Genomic DNA, 18704 nt, shown 5'->3' on the forward strand with positions numbered 1-18704 from the left:
CCGCACGTCATCTTGTTGGTATTTCTGTTGGTATTGACCATCGCGGATAACGAAATATATCGCAACTTCAATTCGTTATGCTGTTAGGCGATTGTCCGCCAGGACCACCAGTGAATTCAGATATCAGAGGCTATTTCACCGCCCCGTAGAGAGTCACCGCACCAGAAGCGCTTCGCTTTGTCGCTTACTCGGCCGCAAATGCCTAAGCGGACGGTTTCAATCATTGCAACTCTCAAGCAACGCCTTTGCCATCTTCAGATCCGGCGTATCGAAGCCTTCGGTGAACCAGGTGTAAATTGGCGCCAGGAGATCGCGGGCTTTGCGGCCTAGGCCCTGATTGCGCCACAGGCGGGCGAGGCTGGTGGCGCTTCGCAGTTCGATTGAGCGCGCGTTCTGCTGGCGCGCGACATCAAGTGCCTTCCGCAGGCACTGCTCCGCCTGTTGCCACTCTGCGGACGCGATACAAAGCTCACCTCGAAGATGATGAATCCTCGCCTCACACCATCTCTCACCGGTTACATTGCCGTGACCAAGCGCCGCTTCCAACAGCTCCATTGCCTCATCGCGACGACCAGCGACGCTACAAGTCTCGGCAAGAATAAATCTGCCTTGCTGGAGGAACGCGCCGACCCCGCCTCGCTCCCATGCGGTCAACCCACTGCGCGCGAGTTGCAGGCCCTCCTCGATCTCGCCGCTGCGCACCAGAGCCCAGCCGCGGAACAGCATTCCTGCGGCTTTCGGCTGGGCGAGCTGATGCTCCTCGCAGAGCGCCAAGGTCTCGGTGCTTGTCACCAGGGCCGCCGCCACATCCGCTCGCAAGATGTGGTACGCGCATACGAACCACAGCGCGTGGGAGAGAGTTGGCGCGTGCTCCATTCGCCGTGCGAACCGCACCGCGCTCTCGGCGTGCTGCGCGGCTCGTTCTGGATGACCTAACATCCACGCCATGATCGCACCGAGCGCGTGGGCGCATACCGCCGGGTCGTGTCCAATGTAGTGGAACGCGTGATGGCGATGCTGCCGCTCATCGTACAGCGCGAGGCCCTGCTCGACCTGCGTATACGCTGTGGCGAAGTCGCCGCACAGCAGGGGCGTCGGCCAGGCAGCATGGTGCGCCTGGAGCAGTAGATTTGGGTCGTTCAAGGAATGAGCGACCCGGAACAGTTCCTGGATCGACTCCCGCGCCTTCCCGAATTCGCCGCGGGTATTGTGGAACAGCCACAGACCAATGAGAGGCGCCACCAAATCGGCCGAGCTGTCCATCGCACGTGCGAGCCCGAGCGCCCGGTCGTAGACTCTTTCCACCTCGGGCGCGGTCCACCCCTGTACATTCATCATCGCCGGTCCGAGTTGTGCGAGAACCTTGAGTTCTGCGGCCGCTCGCCCCGGCGTCTCGGGTTCGGCTTCGAGCAATGCGAGTGCTCGGCGAAAATGTCGAACCGCCTCCGTGTTGGCGGCACGACGCACCGCGTGCTCGCCGGCGACGGTCCAGTGGGGGATGGCGCTTTTGTGAAGACCAGCCTCACCGTAGTGGTAGGCCAGCAGTTCGGGATGGCGTTGCGCGACGGCCGTATCGTCCTGCTCCAATCTCTGCGCGATGGTCCGGTGCAGCTGCCGATGCTGCTTGCGCAGCAGCGTGCTGTAGGCGGCGTCCTGCACCAGCGCGTGTTTGAAGACATAGGACGCTTGTGGCGGGATGCCGGTTTGGAAAAGTAGCCCGGCCTCGACCAGCCGGCCCAACGCATCTCGCACCTCCGTCTGGCTCCGCGGGGTGGCGACTGCCGCGATGAGTTCGTAAGAGAACTCTCGTCCGATAGCCGCGCCGACCTGCGCCATTTCCTTTGCCGCTGGGCCCAGCCGGTCAAGCCGAGCCATCAGTGAAGCGTGCAGCGTCGCGGGCACAGCGCGCGCGGAGGCAGGAGTCCCGGACAGGAGAGCCTTCGCGCCGCTTTTGGCCTCGACGACGGCCTTGGTAAGTTCCTCCACGAAGAGCGGCACGCCGTCCGTCCGCGCGACGATTTCATCTACCGCCTCGCCTGGCAAGGTCCCATTGCTGGCTGCGATGCGCTGCACCAGCGCTGCACTTTCGCGCAGGTCGAGCCGTTTGAGGGTCAGAGTGGTCACGTGAGCCTGATCGGTCCAGGGCGGCGAGTACTCGGGGCGGAAGGTGACTAGCAGCAGCACAGACGACCCCTGCACCCGTTCCACGATATGATCGAGCTGGTCCCGCGATGTCGGATCGATCCAGTGGGCGTCCTCGTAGACCATGAACACCGGCCGCTGCTGTGCGAGCACGACGAGTTGCCGCAGCAGAGCCTCGAAAGTCAGATCCTTCTTGCGCTGAGGCGTGAGGTTCGGGGCCGCGTAACGGCCCGTGGTGGTGGTCGGGATCGACAGCAGTTCGGCAAGGAGCGCGATATCCTCATCCGAGGCTTGCGTCGGAGTGAGCAGGGTCTCCAGCTTCGTGATCTTGATTTCGGGCAGGTCATCACGCGCGAAACCAGCGGCACGCTCCAACTGCGCGATGGTCGGATGCATTGCGCTATCTTGATGGTGTGGCGAGCAGAAATAGCGCAATCTTGCGTGCGGCTCGTCTGCAAGCCGCTGTGCGAACGCAGCGGCCACGCGCGACTTTCCGATGCCTGGCTCGCCCGATAGCAATACGACTTGACCCTCGCCGTTCTTGGCTCGCTGCCAGCATCGGAGTAATAGCTCGAGTTCGCTTTCGCGCCCCACCAGGGGCACCTTCCCCCCGGAGGGATGCAATGCTTCGAAGCGACTTTCGACCGCGCTCTCGCGAAGGACGCGCCAAGCCGGCACCGGTTCGGTAAACCCCTTTACCTCGACTGCCCCGAGGTCGTCGTATTCGAAGAGACCGCCGGCCGAGCGATGCGTCCGTTGGTCGACCAAGACCGCGCTCGGCGTGGCAAGAGCTTGCAGCCGAGCGGCAAGGTTCGGCGTTTCGCCGACCACCGCCTGCTCTTGGGCAGCGCCGGCTCCAATAAGATCACCGACAACGACCAGCCCAGTCGCGACACCGACACGAACCCGCAGCGGCTCCTCCGTGGCAGGAAGAGAGCCGACCGCGTCCACAAGTACAAGACCGGCGCGGATCGCCCGCTCAGCGTCGTCCTCGTGCGCCGCAGGATAGCCGAAGTACACGAGCACCCCGTCACCCATATACTTGGCTACAAAGCCATCGAAACTGCGAATAGTCTCAGCAACGCAGTGATGATATGCGCCGATCACGTCACGCAAGTCCTCGGGATCAAGGCGTGAGGCGAGCACCGTCGAGCCAACCAGATCGCAAAACATCACGGTCAACTGCCGCCGCTCGGCGGAGACACTTGATCGCAGCGAGGCGTCTGGTTGCAGTTCCGGCCGTGCCATAGCCGACCCGGCACTCAGCGTGGCACCGCAATCGCCGCAGAACTTTGAGCCTGGCGGGTTGACGCACCCGCATCGCGGACAAGCAGAGGGCAGCGCTCCCCCGCATTCCGTGCAGAACCGCTTCTCATCGGGCACTTGCGCCCGACAACTCGGGCATTGCATGCAGCACCTGCATGACGGAAAAATTCAACCTACCACAGTCCGGCGAGTGTGGATGCAAAAAACACCATTTGGCGGTCGACCTCACCACAGCGCCACGCTGGCAAAGCCGCACGGCGGATGTTTGGATTATGGAAGTCACCCCAGTTTTGCGTCAGAAACGACCCGTCAAACCACAATGAACGCAATCGAAACCAAACAAAACCGCAGCAAAATCAGCGAAGCCGATCGATATCCGCCGCCCACAACGGTCTGGTTGCAGGTTCGAGTCCTGCCGGGCCCACCATGCTCGCAAACTCCCTTTGAGATCACTTAGTTTTTTACTCGTTTCTGCTAACTGGCTCACTCAGTTAGCAAGTTTTTGTTCGCGATCTGAGCTTGTTCGAACGCGGTTGAGGTCTCGATCCCCATCTTTTCCCGGTTCGCTTGCTCAATGTACAACTGGATTTCTCGCAAATCTTTGTGGCCCGAGACGGCAGCGATTTGCGGCGCGCCGTAGCCAGCATGCGCCAGTCGGATCAGGCACAATTTGCGCAAACCGTGAGAGGTGCATTCCGGCAGCCCGGCTTCGTCGCACCACTCGCGCATCTTGTTGCCGAACCCGTTCGCGGTGAAAGGTTTGCCGAACGAGGTCACAAGATAGGTCTCGGTGCCGGTGACGGGCGTCGCGGCAATGATGGCCTTGGTGTCCTCAAAGAGTTTGACCGTGATCCGGTTGCCAGCGGTACGCTCCCCCTTCTTCGGCAGGAAATTGTGCAGCATCCCATTGCGGATATAGCGCGGCCCTACCCGCACCACGTCTGATTTGCGAACCCCGAGATTGAGATAGAGCGCGAGCGCCAGCCGCGCCTTGGTGCCGACCGGATGTTGCGCCTCGTACTTGGCGACGTGATCTTCGGTCCACGTAAAGAAGCCGCCCGTCTTTTTCATCTTGGCGCGGGTCACACTGACGGCCGGATCATCGTCGATCAGGCCCGCCCCTTTTGCAAACTTGGTGAAGTGGCGGATTGCGCGCAGCATATTGCGTTGGACCGACGGCGATCCCAGCTTCGAGATGAAGGCCTGAATGTGCTTTGACTGGAGCGGCCGTAGCGGCAGGTTACCGTGACCCTTGCGCCAGCGCTCCAGCAGGCTGCGATGCGGCCCTTGAGTGCCCTTCGCCAACTGCAAAAAGCTCGCGCTCTCATAGTAGCGGACGAGCCCGGCATCGAGTGTACCCCTGATAGTGCGGCTGGCTCCGAGCGGCACCGCTGTCGGCTGTTCATAGGCGGCATGGGCGGCGGCGTATTCCGCCATGAAATCCGGCGACCATGGCAAGCCGTGTAGGGGTACAGGTTTGCAGCCGGTTCGCTTGTAGTAGTAGCGAGCCTTGCCGAGCCGGTCGATGTATCCATGTACGTATTTGGGCGATCTCTTCATCACAAATCAGCTTTGTCCCATGGGTTGGTATTGTCGTTATTGTCAGCCGCACCGTTGCTATTCTCGAGTTTAATTTCGATGCGCCCGTCCTCAATCACGACGGATGCTGCTTTCTGACCAGCGCTCTCGATTGCGCGCAGCGCTCGCTTCACATCCGATTCCTTGAAATTGCTTGGACCATGGCCCATCGAGATACTCGCTAAACATTGCGTTGGATCACGCGCTTCGTTTGGTCTTGATCTCCACGGCTTCGATGGCCCGCTTGATTGCCGCACTGATCAGGGCGTGCGGATAAAGCGTGAGGTGAGCGCCGGAGGTGAATGCTTCCTCCGCATGTTCGAACATCGCGATCTTCCAAGCGGGCTTGCCGTTCCTGCCCTCGGCACGGCTGATGAGGATTTGAGTGTCCGGTGCCCACGCGGTCCAGTAGGAATGGGCTGGCTCATCACCGGACCATGGCCCGGCATGTTCACGCATTTCGCGAACTGCGAGCTTGTGCGCAGCAGCCACCGGCACCCCGAATTCCGTCATCGGCTTCACGAGCGCCAGCACGGCTAGATCGAACAGGGTGAACTCAAGCGTCCAGCCCTCGCGGGCCTTACCCTTCGCCGTGTTGCCGATTAGCCCCAGTTGGAGCCAGCGCCGAAGCGCAGGGGCCTTCATGTCCAACGCAAAGAGCGCGTCGCTAAACTGGAAATTCTGAACCATGGTTAGAATGATAGTCGGATATCAAATACCGCGCAAGAAGATTGATAGGCCAATATCAGACCTCAGACTGCCTACCCCAAATACAGGTTAAATCCAAAAGGCGGCCATTGCGCCGCCCTTTTTTTCGATCCTCGCCGTACCCGGCCCCGCCGCTTGTGTCGCGGCGGGGTCCCCTGACTATCCGTCGTATTAGGCCATTTTGCCCTAGACTTCACGCGGCTTCGGAAAGGTCCATAATTTTTAAAATCCGGGACCGGGGTTAGCAAGCCAACCGCAAGTCGTCGATTTTCAAAATGTTTGAGCGGGAAGACTGGACGAGCTTCCGCACCGTCGAGGGACTGCAGCAAAAGGCTGGCGTAGCAGCGGCCAAGCTGCGCCGTCTGGTGCTGAAGGAGCTGACCGACAACGCGCTCGACACCGGGGCCGACGTCCGCGTCGGCGAGCTGCCCGGCGGCGGCTACTTCGTCGAGGACGACGGCGGCGGCATCGACGGCTCGCCGGAACAGATCGCCCGGCTGTTCAGCATCAACCGGCCGATGGTCTCCAGCAAGCTCTTACGGCTGCCGACACGCGGGGCGCTCGGCAATGGGCTCCGGGTGGTCGCTGGCGCTGTGTTGGCGTCCCAAGGCTCCCTAATGGTCTGCACGGGCCATCGCCGGATCGAGCTGCGCCCCGAGCACGACGGCTCAAGCCCGGTCGTCAGCGTGACGCAGGTCGATATGAAAGGCACCCGCATCGAGGTCGGATTTGGCCCCTCGATTCCAGAGGACGCCGACGCGCTGTACTGGGCAAAGATCGCGATTTTTTTGGCCGACGGACAACCCTACACCGGCAAGTCGTCGCCGCACTGGTACGACGGTTCCAATTTTCACGAACTGCTGTTGGCGAGCGGCAATGTACTCGTTCGCGAGCTGGTGGCGCGGCTCGACGGCTGCACGGGCGGCAAGGCTGGCGAGATCGTCGCGGCTGCCGGGCTCGGCCGCATGGTCTGTCGCGACATCGGCCGCGATCAGGCGGTGCGGCTGCTTGACTTCGCGCAGGACGAGGCGCGCGTGGTCAAGCCGGGACGGCTCGGTGCGGTCGGTACTGATCTGTTTCCAGACTGGGCCTATGGCACGTCGAGCGGCGTGGCCGCGTTCGGCGCGGGCAAACCGCTAGCCCAAATCCCCTTCATCGTTGAGGCGTGGGCCACCCTAGAGTCGGCCATGCGTCTGATCGCCTGCGTCAATCGCACGCCGGTCGCTACCGACATCTACGCGGTCCGCGACAAGCGAAAAATCAACGTGTTTGGCTGCGGCCTCCGGCACACCGTTGCCGAAGCGCCGAAGGATTCCGACTTTCTGATCTGGCTCAACGTCACGACGCCCTACATGCCGATCACGTCGGACGGCAAGGAGCCGAACCTCAAGCCGTTTCTCGCCGCGATCATCGACGCCGTGGCGAAGGCGGTGCGCAAGGCGCGGCGTCCCGGCGCGAAGGCGGAAGCGATCACACAGAAGGATATCGTGCTCGACAATCTCGACGATGTCATCGCCTTGGTTAGCGGCGAGGCAGGCTACCGCTTCAACGAGCGCCAGTTATTCTACGCCTTGCGGCCCATCGTCATGGCCCAGACCGGCGCGGAATTGAAGATCGGGAATTTCAAAACCATCGTCACCGACTACGAGGCCGAGAACGGCGAGATCGAGCTGATGTACCGGGAGCCGCGCGGATCGATTACGCATCCGCACCGCAATGAGACCTTCACGCTCGGTACCCTGATGGTCGAGGAGTACGAGCGCCCGGCGTGGAGCTTCAACAAGCTGCTGTACATCGAAAAGGAAGGCGCACAGGAGGCGCTTAAGCAAAGCCGCTGGCTGGAGCGGCACGATTGCGCCGTGATGTCGTCGAAGGGATTCTCGACGCGCGCCGCGCGCGACCTGATCGACAAGCTGGCCGCGCACGACGAGCCGGTCGAGGTGTTCTGCGTTCACGACGCCGACGCCAGCGGCACCATGATTTTCCAGACCCTGCAGCAGGAGACCAAGGCGCGCGGCGCGCGCAAGATCAAGATCGTCAACCTCGGCCTCGAACCGTGGGAAGCCATCGAGATGGGGCTGGAGGTCGAGACTCTGGAGGAGAAGGAGAAGCGCAGGCCCGTCGCCGAATACGTTGCCGAGCGTGACGACGGTGATTGGGACGAGTGGCTGCAGACCCATCGCGTCGAGCTGAACGCGATGACAACGCCCCAATTCCTCGAATGGCTCGACGCCAAGATGGAGGCGCATGGCAGCGGCAAGTTGATTCCGCCTGTTAATGTGCTGGAGCAGGAGCTGGCTGACCAGATCGAGGAAGCAGTCCGCGCCGAGACCACTGAGCGCATCCTGCGCGAGGCCGATTTCGAGGGACAAGTCGCCGCCACCATCGCCGCGATCAGGACGCCGGACGGCGCGAAGCTGGCGCAGGACATCGCGCGGCTGTTCAAGCGACAGGCTGATGCCGAATGGCGCGATCACATCGAGGCGGTAGTGGCACGAAGGAGGAGAACGCAGTGACTAAGAAGCCGAACACTATCCCGGCGTTCGTTCAGCTCGATGAAGATACATTCGCTGGCGTGGACGACATCAAGACGCAGAAAGACCGTTTGCGGGCAGTGCAGACTGAACTGGGGGAAGCCCGAACGCACATCCAGCGTGCGGCAGCGCTGGCGGCCCACTGGGGTTTACAGGAGGAATTCGAGCGCATGGTGGCTGAGATGATCGTGGAAGCACAGCGGTGACGACCAAGAACACCATTTTGCTTGCGCTGGCGCTCGCGATGACGGCCACAGCGTCCGCGCAGCAACGGACGTTATACGATGCATCCGGTAAGTTTGTCGGCCGCGCCGCTATCGACAGCCAAGTCACGAAGACCATCTATGATGCGACGGGCAAGGTCACTGGCCGCGAGAGCACCAGTGGCAACGCGACAACGGTCTATGATGCGAGCGGCCGGATGCTGGGCCGACGCCAGTGACGTCCGAATAGAAAATCACCTTCTCTGCCATGGGGGCGGCAAAAATAAAAATAGAGTGTTTCGTAGCGCGAGAAATGTCTTGTACAATCAATTCGATAGAGCATCTCGGGGATAAGTACATTGGACAGCCGCGACCATGTTTTGTGATGCCGCCTGTTCGTGCTATGTTCTAGCGATTCCTTCCTTAAAAGGCGATTCGCATTGACTAAGCCGGTTGATCCCAGAGCTGTTGCTAACCTCTTACTGAAGGAGGCTCGCTCTCGGGGAGAATGCGTCTCGAACTTGAAGCTCCAGAAGCTGCTGTTTCTGTGCCATGCGCTTTATCTGGTGAGGACGGGGCGTGGCCTTGTCAGGGGAAGTTTCGAAGCGTGGCAGTATGGCCCGGTGCATCGTGAGGCTTACGACGCATTCAAGGGTTTTGGTGCTGAGCCGATCACAGAAGATGCTCAGAGATTCGATCCTGTAACCGGAACGCGCCAACCAATCGTAGTGCCAACGGATCGCGCGCTCCTCGATGTCGTTCACAACGTCGTCCAGTTCTACGGCGGCAAGTCGCCGGGTGAATTGGTGGACATCACCCATGCCAAGGACGGGCCGTGGGATCATGTTGTGCGTTCTGCGAAGACCAACGCCAACATGGCGTTGAAGATAAGTGACGAGGTGATCGCAGAGCGTTTTAAGTACCTGTGGTTTGGAAAGCAGCCGAATTATAAGGACAAGGAACCTGATGAAGACGCCCCGCTCGTTGCCTGAAACTGACTTGGCTCGCGTAGCGCTGCAGCCGAACGATCAAAAGCGGATCATATTGCGAGCAGTGCGGTCATTCGTTCCGCCGCATTCGCTGTTGCCTCTCAGGAAGGTTGCTGGCGCGCTGCATGCTGCACGGCCTTCACTGCTGGAGTTGCCGAAGTCCGCATGGCCTGAAATCGATACTGCGATCAGACGATATTGCGGGCCTAACCGACATTGGATCGAACCGAACGTGTCCTTGGCCAAGCTGTTGTTCGAGTACAACGAGCTGCGGCAAATCAAGGCGGTAGAGTGGGAATTTCCATTCATCCCGGTCGGCTATGGTGCCAAGATCAAGTTTTGGCACGACTTCTACTCCATCCAAGACGGGGTGCCGGTACTTTCCTTCCTCGATCCCCGACTAAGCGACGGCCTCGGCACGCTTGGTCGGGCTTTTGTGTTTTCGGCCATGCATCACAACATCGCCATCGGCGACTTTGAAGGCGCGCGATTAGAGATCATCCGTTTCCCGAAGAATAAGTACACCGGCGAACGAGAGGTCGAGGTATTCACGTTTGATGAACGTGACGTGGTCCCGGAACATCTGCTCAACAAGGCCATCGACGATACGTACAAGGTTTGGCGCGAAATCTTGGCGGAGCGGCAGGCCGCGCAGCGTCGCCAGCGGCCCACCGGCACCGACGACAACGGCAGCTTTGATTTCTGAACGGAATCAGCCGCGAGTATTCACTTCGCGGCTCGGCGCTCCGCAGCCTCGACGCATGTGGGCGGCCGGGTCGGGATGCCATCTACTGATGTCGAGGCGCTGCATTAGCAGAGCCAGTTCAGCGCTCTCCCAACGCTCGTATGTCGGGGTAGCAGGGCGGCGATTGTCACGGCTTCAGTTGGGAAAACCCTAGCGTCTTCCAACTTCGTCCACGATCTGCGCTTCAACTTCGGTAGCGGGCATTGCTACCCCATGCCCCCTCATGAACGGAGGAAGATGATCACGCTTGTACTGCTCCATTGATGCCAAGCGATTTTTTTCCGCTTTCGCCAGCAACTCTCGCGCCTGCGCCTCCTGCTCTGGGGTGATAGGCGTATTGAAGATCGCGCCATACCTCTCTCGCACAACACGGTCTACCCCGCTGAACGAAAAATCACTTTCCCAACCGTGTCTCAGCGCATAGTGGACGATTGCCTTACACTTGGGAGGAAGCTCCCGTTCTTTTCGAAACTGGCTATAAAGCCATAAAACGACATCAGTGACTTGGATTCCCGCGCTCTTTTCATCAGCCTTAACTTCAAATTCGCTTCCTACGACCTTCTGCAAGCTGAAGGTCTCTCCTGCCCAACGTATCTGGTCGGGCGCTGCGGTAGTGAAAAGCTCATGAAACGCTGTCAATGATTTGGCGAATTCGGCCTGCTGGTCGTGCGTGATCCGCGCAACTCGCTTCTTGAAGCGTTTCGCGAAGTGGTCGAGGCCATCCAGTAGATTTGCGAACGCCACAAGGTTCGGGAAGTGTGCCTGCCGAGATAACTTTCTATCGGTGTGAATTTGGATCGCCTTGGGATGCAGTCGGGCCCACTCCAGTCCTTCTCCGAGAACTTCGCGGGACTTGTGATCAGGGACCTCCAACAGATTTCCGTGCAGCCGAGCACAAATTCCCGGCAGCATTTCGTACGCCTTCTCTTCACTAGGTTCGAGAATGCATTGCCAGAACAGCCGAGCCGTCTCTTCATCCACAGTCAGCGCGAGCTTGAAAGCGAGCAGCAGCCGGAGTGGGCGAAGATTGTAGTGATGCCATGCAACGCCTGCATTTTCTCCGGAATCGAAGAGAGAATCGAATACCTTGGTCGCAAGAAGGTATTTCTTTTCGACGCGGGAGATGAAGAAATGAGCTTGAGCCCTGTTCAGCAAGGCGAGAAAATCATCTGCAATCTTCTCAATCCGACCTACGCCAAGTTCCTTGCCGTGAAGGGTATCAACGCCGAGCGCGGCAGTGAGTTTTAGAGCTGCTTCGCTATAGCCGTCGTCGAAGTTGCCCTTCGTGATCAGTGCCGCAGTAAAAAAATCTGGTTGCGCTTCATCAAACAGATTGTGGCCGGTGTTGCCTGTCTCATCAACGTATGCGTACAGCGGAATCTTGGACTGGCCCATGGAATGTCGCAACCATGCAATTTGTACGTGACGGGTCGCGACTATACCCGCAACGTATCTATATGCAAATCGGGAACGCACACGTCGCGCGGCGACGTGGTTAGCGCCGTGTTGACCTTCAATGATCTAGGGTAGATCGTTTCACATTTCACTTACTTGTGGTCATCGAATTAGGACCCTCTCACCTCGATGCATTCGCACTCGCGCGCCGGGTCTGGGTGCCAGCGGCTCACACCTTGGCGCTGCATGCGCAGCGCCAGCTCAGCGCTCTCCCGACGACCGCTGGGGTCACCGTAGGGCTCATCCAACGCCCGCATGTCGGCGTGGCAGGGCGGCGATTGCCACGGCTCCAGACGCAATGCTTGGCTCTGGCAGAAGCGGGCAGCACTCTTGCCGATCTCGACATAGTCGTACCCTGCGGCGAGCTGCTCATCGATGCGACGGCACTGCAGCTTATCCCGGCGTGCAATCTCGATGGCCAGATCGAATGCCCTGCGATCAGTTGCGCTCACGCTCGTCATCGCGGCGGCCCTCCAGCAGGCTCATGCGGGTGTAGTAGGAGACCGACTCGGCATCCTTCGGTGACTTGCTCGGCACCCTGCCGCCGGGAGAGAGGGATAACATCCGCGCCAGCGTCGTCAGCGCGCGGACCTTGGCCTGCCAGATCGGCAACCACGGCGACGGCTTATCCTCGATAACGTAGGCGGCAGCCAGCTCACCGGCCGCGACCCGCTCAGCGACGACGGCCTTGGCGTAGGCCGCGAGCAATGGCAGATCGGACGGCAGGAAGTGCGACGGCGGAGCGCCGACAACGAGGCTGACGAATTCGGCCCGCTCCAACTGGTCAAGGTCGTCGGGCGGTTTCAGCAGCTCACGGGTCGAGCCGTTGGCGGCAAAGGTGACGGCTGCGGCGGCTTGGCGCGGCATGGACTTGCCTCACGTTCTTCTCGCCTTTGTAGCATAACCTTCTCCAATCCGGGGAAGAACTTGCTCCGGCTCCCTAAACGCCTACTACGGGCGGTAGCAAATTCGGAGCGCCGCCGCGCTCGGAAATGCTGCGAATTATCTTTTTTGGTCTCCCCCCGCCCCCGAACGAAGGTCGTTATCGCTCGCTAACCCGAACCAGTGTGGCTAACTGGGGATCGTACAGATAGTCCGTGATCGTTCCATCCTTGATCCGATCAACTGCCTCATTCACCACAAACAAAGGGACGAGGAACCATTCGCGCGGAGTAATTGGATTCCCAAAGCGATCCTTGATCTCGATATTGAGTCGGGCCGCGTCAAAGATGCGGTGGATGAGATTCTCAAGCCGAGCGCGGTTTATGTTATAAAGTTCGTATGTCGCGACGACTTCGACATCGGCCATGAGGAAGGTGGGATCAAGTTTCGCGCTCGCTATGCGTTGAGCCACATCGCCCCCGGTCACACCAATCTTATGCAAAACATCGCGATGGGCGACCACTGCCGGGTAGTCCGACTTACTGCGCAGAACATAAATCGTGCCGCTGGCTAGGTCGCCCTCGCCACTCTCGCCAGCAAAAAGTGGACCTGCAGCAGGATCGGTGATGCGCCTACCCGCTTCATCACGGTGGAGTGCTCGCTGGAGCGAGCGTAGCAGTACGTCGCTTTCCGTGCCGTTATCATAGATAACGCGCAGCCGACTGTCGCGACGTTCGTATTGCGTTGTGAACTCCTCGCCAAGGTCAGCGACATAGGCAATCTGTCCACCGACGATAAAGAACTCGCCCTTCTTAATTTCCGCCATCGTTTGGAACGGCCGCGTCTGGCGAATGCCAGAATCGAGGTCTTTCTGCACCTGAATGAACAGAGGCTTGAACCGATCAAAGTTTTCGCACTTCTTGCGGTTTGCGATCTCCTCTGCTGCACGTTTGTCAGCAACCGTGCGAACATGACGAAGTTCCGTAACGTCCTGTGCACCTGCTGCGTCTCTTAGTTCGGCAAGGAGTTCATCCTCGTCCACTACCTCCTTAGGGACCGCCCCTGTGGGGATCGGTTCCGTTTCAGCCAGAAGTACTCGATAGTCCAGCGGCTTTAGAAGTGCACGGTATTCGCTGACCGCGCGCAGACGATCGAGCCGCACTGCATAAAGCCGCTCGAATATGTCTTTGTCCTCGCCATGTCGCGGAGCGTGGCCGTGCTTCTCAACAAATCGCTGGATTTCCTCGAAGCCAGCTACAATGCGCGCGTCCCGAGCGGAAGGCCCTCCTGCCTTCTCCGGCTGGGCGAAGTCGTCCAGTTCGGCGCGCAGCTCGTCGAGATCAACGTCAGTCATAGCGGCCCTCGTCCTTGAAGCGAACAAACGCGGCAGCGCCTTCAGCCATCCGCTTTTCCCAAACATCCGCCGAACTAATTGAAGGCAGTCGCCCACGTTCCTTCTTAAACTTGAAAGCTCGGACGGCCAGTTCCTTTGCTTCCTCCGGCGTCAAGCTGGTGCGCTTGGCAGCAATCGCTGCCTGCACCTGCTTGAGACTATCCTCGCTCATAGTCTTGGCGAGAATCGCATAAGCCTCGCCGAAAGGATTGATTCGGTCGATCAAATCAATGTCGAGTTCGCGCACATCCATCGCGAATCTGCGCACGCCGTCAATCAAAGCAGTATTGGCAACTACCTTTTCCTCGGTAGTTGCTTGGAGTGCGGCCTGCTTTGCGTGTTGCGTGAGGTTCAGGGCCGCTACTGCGTGCTGGCGTACCGCCTCTTGATCCTCGTCGCCCAATTCAGGGTATTTATCCTTGATAATCTTGCCCAAGCGAACTTGGGTCAGTTCCTCGGCCACAAGCTCCTCATCGAACAACCCCCGCTCAATGGCGACCCTATCTTGAACGAACGCGGCAATGACCTCATTCAAATCTTCCCGACAGATGCGGGCCGCCTCTTTACTCTTGGGCTCCATCAACCCCTTGATTTCGATTTGAAACTGACCTGTCTGCGGATTAAACCCGACATTGCACTTGCTTGGATCGTATCCGCCGTCACCGTACTCATATCCATCTACCGGACCGCTGCCCGGATTCTTCGGCTTAAATTCGAAACGTGGTGCGAGTACCTGCTCCATGAGTAGGCTGGCGGCGATAGCTTTCAGGGTATCGTTCACCGCCTCGGTGACGGCTTCCTCGGAAGCATCCGGTTCGGCAATCAGATTGGTAAAGCGCGCGCGGGTTTTGCCCGGCGCGTCGCGGGTGGCGCGGCCGATAATCTGCACGATCTCGGTAAGGCTCGCCCGATAGCCAATCGTCAGCGCGTGCTCACACCAAATCCAGTCGAACCCTTCCTTGGCCATGCCGAGTGCAATGATAATATCGACATGATCGCGATTGTTCTTCTGCGAAGGGTCCTTCAATGCAGCCGCAACGCGGTCTCGCTTAGCGGCGTCGTCATCCACGAGATCGGCAACCTTGAGTACACGGCCGTCGCGGGCCTTGACGAGCTGGAAGCTTGTGACGGGGTCGGTCCCCTGCCACGTCCCCAATGCCTCAATGATGTGCTCGACCTCTTTTATCTTGTCCTTCGTGCTTTCCCGCGAATTGACGCTCGGAATATGGACGATCGTCTTCTCGGCCGGGTCCAGCACCTTAAGGATGTCGTCTGCATATGGGCCAGAATAGAAGAAATAGCCGATGTCCAACTGCTTTAGGTATTCGTAGCCGTTCAGTTGCTCATAATATGTGTAAGTAACGGTGTCGAACTTCGCCTCGTCCTGCGGGGCTAATACCGCCTCGGCGTCGCCCCGAAAGTACGACCCAGTCATTGCGACGATGTGCACTTTATCACGCGCGACGAATTGGCTGAGATGGAAACCGAGCTTGTTGTCGGGATTTGCTGAGACATGGTGAAATTCGTCAACGGCGATGAGCCGGTCATCAAACTTCTCGACGCCGAACTTATCTACGGCAAAGCGGAAGGTCGCATGGGTGCAGACAAGCACTTGGTCGTCGCTTTCGAGGAAGGTGCCGACGGAGTTAACCTTGCCCCCATTGTCCGAGCCGGGCGCGTCGCAGAGGTTCCATTTCGGCGAGACGGTCCAATCGGCCGAAAAGCCAAACTTGCTCAACGGCTCATCGTGAAAACTTGCACCGATCGACTTTTCCGGCACGACGATGATGGCCTGTTTGAGCCCTTGGCTTTGAAGCTTGTCGAGAGCGATGAACATCAGCGCGCGGCTCTTACCCGAAGCTGGCGGTGACTTGATCAGAAGATACTGCTCGCCGCGCCGCTCATATGCACGTTCCTGCATCGGTCGCATTCCGAGCCGATTGATCTTAGTCGAGTTGCCGTTGCGAGCGTAAGCAACGGAAACTGAGGGGATCGATTTCACCTCGATAGTCATACGCTTGCCCCGGCCTTCCGCTTCTTGGCCGCTCCCTGTTTCGCGGCCAATTTGGTGTACAGCTCGAACAGCTTTTCCAATCTCTCCGTGTCATTGCGAAACCTGCGCCCGACATAGATGCGGTCCAAAACCTCATCATTCCGCTCGTGCGCTTGGCGCAGATCAGGAGGCATCTCGGCCGGATCATAGAGATCAGCGATCGTCGAAGGGAAATGCGCTTCGCGCGCCAAAAGGATATCCTCTGCGCAGCGAGTCAGGTCGGCTTTGTTCTTATCTGTAAGCGGGGGGACTGGAAAAGTGTTCCAGCCGAGAGTGGACGAATATCGAAGGCGAGTTTCCAGTTTTCCGCAAACCGTAGCAACCCACGCGATATGCATCTTCGAGCATACAATCGCAAACTCCCAAAGCGAGGGATCGTAAACAGCAAAAGCGAGGTTAGATATCACGCTGTTCTGATCGAAAACATCTGCCGGGAGGTATTCGCGCTCTTCGGATGAAGCAGCCGCCACCGCGATTGCAACCGTATTTCTGTGAGCGCGCTGCGCAAACTTGTGGGAGATGGCGGCGTACCCATTCGTTGTTTTCGCCGGAGAAGCCTCCCGAAACGATTTTACTTTTTGAATGCGCTCGCACACACCTGCGATTTTTTTGGCGATAGGCAATCGCTCATCATCAATCCAAAGACATTTCCTGTTCCTATAGTGTACCAACTCCTTGGACCCCACGAGCTCCTTTAGCAACTCCGTCGCGGTCGGTTCGTCGTGAATCAGGGCCTTTGCTTCTTCGTGCGTCAGAATGAGGTTTCCGCCATCGCGAGCCATGCTGCCAGAAACCATTAGGTCTAGTTCCTGAGACAGCGGCTCATCTCTCGTTTTCACGTATAGTTCTGGACCAGCTATCAAGTACGGAGAGATGGACTCAACATCGCGCTTTGTCTCGCCTTCAAACAACGTGCACCGTGCTGGCTTGGACATCCCGACACCAATGATCACGCATTGCACGGCTGCGTTGTTAGAGGCGTTGTTTCGCCACTTGAAACCTTGGTGCGCAAAAATGATATGGCAGCCGCGCCTGTAGAGATGAGACCAAAGATGAGCTACCTGCTCGCCCTCACTAATCGAACTGGTGGAAACAAACGCAAAGGCAGCATTGCAATGTTTCGCGAAGTCCGCAGCTTTCAAGTACCAAGCAGTTACATAGTCGCAGTCTTTGAACTCGTTTCCTCCACCGAAGACGTGCGCCATGTCCTCCTTTTGTGATTTTGTTTGCTTGCGCGCTCCCTTGAACTGAGGATTGCCGCAGATATACGTTTCACCACCTTCGTTTTCGAAATCGATTTGCGCCTGATCGAGCGGCGTATGGAATAGGTCATCAGCGTGTAGCTTCAGACCCGTCCCGGTTGAGGGGCATACGCTGAGCCAGTCCAGCCGCAGGGCATTGCCGCACATGATCCAATTCTGAGCGTCGAGTGGCAAGAATTCGGCCAAAGCTTCTTTTTGGCCGCGATACAGCACATCACACTGAAACTCCGCTATGATGAGAGCGAGCCGTGCGATCTCGGCGGGGAAATCTCGCAGCTCGATGCCACGAAAGTTGGTGAGCGGAATCTCCGTACGGCGGTCCGACTCGCCGCGCCGCCTGTTGATCTCCGCTTCGATGAAACGCAACTCCTTGTACGCGATGACGAGAAAATTACCTGACCCACAGGCCGGGTCGAATACCCTGATCCTTGAGATGCGCTTGCGCAGATTGAGCAGCGTGCGCGGATTGTCTCCAGCTTGCTGGAGCCGCTCACGTAGATCATCGAGAAACAATGGGTTCAGCACCTTCAAGATATTTGGGACGCTGGTGTAATGCATTCCCAGCGCACCGCGCTCCTCGTCCTCCGCGACCGCTTGGATCATCGAGCCAAAGATATCGGGGTTGATCTTGGTCCAATCGAGATTGCCGATATGAAGAAGGTAGGAGCGTGCGATCCGGCTGAAGCGCGGCACATCCATGTTGCCGGAGAACAAACCACCATTGACATAGGGAAACTTGTCGGCCCACCGGGCGATACCAGCGCCCTCTCGATCCTCGCGCTTCGTATTCATCGCCCGAAACAGTTCGCTTATCACATCGTGGGTATTGATCGAGTCTCGCGAACTCATCCGCTCTACCGTGGTAGTGAACAGACGGTTACTGTTGAAGATGTCGGTGTCTTCCGCAAAGAAGCTGAAGATCAGCCGCGCCATGAAATGGTTCATGTCGGGGCGGCGTTCCTCCGTTCCCCACTCGGGGTTATCTTTGAGAAGCTCGACATAGAGACGGTTTAGGCGGCTGGTCGCCCGGATGTCGAATGAGCTTTCGCGAACCTGCTTAACGGTGCTGATACCGGCAAGCGGTAGGAAAAAACCAAAATGGTCTGGAAACTCCGTGAACGCGCAGACCGCCGTCTCGCCGGTCTCCAAATCCTCGGCCTCGAAGTCCACCCCATCGGTTGCGACGATGAATCGTGCCTTTGCTCTGGCAGTCGCCGGGCTGTTCCTGAGCGCTGTGAGGGTCATGGCGACTTCGCCATTTGAACAGACGACTAGGTGGATATGGCTGGTCTGTAGAACTCCGCCCAAATCTGACTTGTTCGACGTGCCGGATCGCAGTCGCCTGATCGTTGTATCCTTGTTCCCGAATGCTCGAAGGAAAAGGAAGGGGAATTCGGCTGGGTCGAATGGCTGCTCGGCGAGAGCCGAGATGGCCTCCTCGATCTCAACGGCGTTCATAGAGTTACGGCCCCAAAAGTCTTCGCGTCACGCGCC

Annotated in this window: 15 protein-coding genes and 1 pseudogene; 5 read left to right on the forward strand and 11 right to left on the reverse strand. The window is 58.6% G+C overall.

What is annotated here, in order from left to right:
- Nucleotides 1-216: 216 nt before the first annotated feature.
- The 5 genes and pseudogenes from RX327_RS35055 to RX327_RS35070 form a co-directional block, all read right to left on the reverse strand.
- The gene (locus RX327_RS35055) at nucleotides 217-3315 is read right to left on the reverse strand and encodes an AAA family ATPase (RefSeq protein WP_244482289.1); all 3099 of its coding nucleotides are present in this window, start codon (nucleotides 3313-3315) and stop codon (nucleotides 217-219) included.
- Nucleotides 3316-3474: 159 nt separating this feature from the next.
- Nucleotides 3475-3552 (reverse strand): annotated as a pseudogene (locus RX327_RS39445) (zinc-ribbon domain-containing protein); the annotation flags it as partial.
- A 339-nt stretch (nucleotides 3553-3891) separates the two neighbouring features.
- The gene (locus RX327_RS35060) at nucleotides 3892-4968 is read right to left on the reverse strand and encodes a tyrosine-type recombinase/integrase (RefSeq protein ID WP_317248612.1); all 1077 of its coding nucleotides are present in this window, start codon (nucleotides 4966-4968) and stop codon (nucleotides 3892-3894) included.
- Nucleotides 4968-5156 carry a hypothetical protein gene (locus RX327_RS35065; protein WP_317248613.1) on the reverse strand — a complete coding sequence of 63 codons (189 nt, stop codon included), beginning with the start codon at nucleotides 5154-5156 and terminating at the stop codon, nucleotides 4968-4970. Before RX327_RS35065 ends, RX327_RS35060 begins: the two co-directional genes overlap by 1 nt.
- A gap of 28 nt (nucleotides 5157-5184) precedes the next feature.
- The gene (locus RX327_RS35070; RefSeq protein ID WP_317248614.1) at nucleotides 5185-5676 is read right to left on the reverse strand and encodes a hypothetical protein; all 492 of its coding nucleotides are present in this window, start codon (nucleotides 5674-5676) and stop codon (nucleotides 5185-5187) included.
- Nucleotides 5677-5969: 293 nt separating this feature from the next.
- On the opposite strand from RX327_RS35070, the gene RX327_RS35075 reads away from it, so the two are divergent.
- The 5 genes from RX327_RS35075 (at nucleotide 5970) to RX327_RS35095 (ending at nucleotide 10126) form a co-directional block, all read left to right on the forward strand.
- On the forward strand, nucleotides 5970-8210 hold the full coding sequence (locus RX327_RS35075) for a hypothetical protein (RefSeq protein WP_317248615.1): 2241 nt from the start codon (nucleotides 5970-5972) through the stop codon (nucleotides 8208-8210).
- Entirely contained in the window at nucleotides 8207-8434 is a 228-nt protein-coding gene (locus tag RX327_RS35080; protein WP_317248616.1) for a hypothetical protein, read from the forward strand. The genes RX327_RS35075 and RX327_RS35080 overlap by 4 nt, the downstream gene beginning before the upstream one ends.
- On the forward strand, nucleotides 8431-8670 hold the full coding sequence (locus RX327_RS35085; protein WP_317248617.1) for a hypothetical protein: 240 nt from the start codon (nucleotides 8431-8433) through the stop codon (nucleotides 8668-8670). Before RX327_RS35080 ends, RX327_RS35085 begins: the two co-directional genes overlap by 4 nt.
- A gap of 159 nt (nucleotides 8671-8829) precedes the next feature.
- Entirely contained in the window at nucleotides 8830-9423 is a 594-nt protein-coding gene (gene socA, locus RX327_RS35090; RefSeq protein WP_410712115.1) for a type VI toxin-antitoxin system SocA family antitoxin, read from the forward strand.
- The gene (locus RX327_RS35095; protein WP_317248619.1) at nucleotides 9398-10126 is read left to right on the forward strand and encodes a hypothetical protein; all 729 of its coding nucleotides are present in this window, start codon (nucleotides 9398-9400) and stop codon (nucleotides 10124-10126) included. The genes socA and RX327_RS35095 overlap by 26 nt, the downstream gene beginning before the upstream one ends.
- Before the next feature lie 189 nt (nucleotides 10127-10315).
- Here the strand turns inward: RX327_RS35095 and RX327_RS35100 are convergent, their stop codons facing one another.
- The 6 genes from RX327_RS35100 to RX327_RS35125 all read right to left on the reverse strand — a co-directional run bounded on the left by RX327_RS35100 (nucleotide 10316) and on the right by RX327_RS35125 (nucleotide 18668).
- A complete protein-coding gene (locus RX327_RS35100) occupies nucleotides 10316-11560 on the reverse strand; it encodes a DUF3800 domain-containing protein (RefSeq protein ID WP_317248620.1) in 1245 nt (414 codons plus the stop codon).
- 170 nt (nucleotides 11561-11730) lie between these two features.
- Entirely contained in the window at nucleotides 11731-12081 is a 351-nt protein-coding gene (locus tag RX327_RS35105; RefSeq protein WP_317248621.1) for a hypothetical protein, read from the reverse strand.
- The gene (locus RX327_RS35110; RefSeq protein ID WP_317248622.1) at nucleotides 12059-12487 is read right to left on the reverse strand and encodes a hypothetical protein; all 429 of its coding nucleotides are present in this window, start codon (nucleotides 12485-12487) and stop codon (nucleotides 12059-12061) included. Before RX327_RS35110 ends, RX327_RS35105 begins: the two co-directional genes overlap by 23 nt.
- 175 nt (nucleotides 12488-12662) lie before the next feature.
- Nucleotides 12663-13856 (reverse strand): GIY-YIG nuclease family protein, encoded by a 1194-nt coding sequence (locus tag RX327_RS35115; RefSeq protein WP_317248623.1) that lies wholly within the window; start codon nucleotides 13854-13856, stop codon nucleotides 12663-12665.
- Nucleotides 13849-15909: a DEAD/DEAH box helicase gene (locus tag RX327_RS35120; protein WP_317248624.1), complete on the reverse strand. Its 2061-nt coding sequence runs from the start codon at nucleotides 15907-15909 to the stop codon at nucleotides 13849-13851. Before RX327_RS35120 ends, RX327_RS35115 begins: the two co-directional genes overlap by 8 nt.
- The gene (locus tag RX327_RS35125; protein ID WP_317248625.1) at nucleotides 15906-18668 is read right to left on the reverse strand and encodes a class I SAM-dependent DNA methyltransferase; all 2763 of its coding nucleotides are present in this window, start codon (nucleotides 18666-18668) and stop codon (nucleotides 15906-15908) included. Before RX327_RS35125 ends, RX327_RS35120 begins: the two co-directional genes overlap by 4 nt.
- Nucleotides 18669-18704: the final 36 nt, after the last annotated feature.

The sequence above is a fragment of the Bradyrhizobium sp. BEA-2-5 genome, assembly GCF_032918025.1.
In the GTDB taxonomy this organism is placed as follows: Bacteria; Pseudomonadota; Alphaproteobacteria; order Rhizobiales; family Xanthobacteraceae; genus Bradyrhizobium; species Bradyrhizobium pachyrhizi.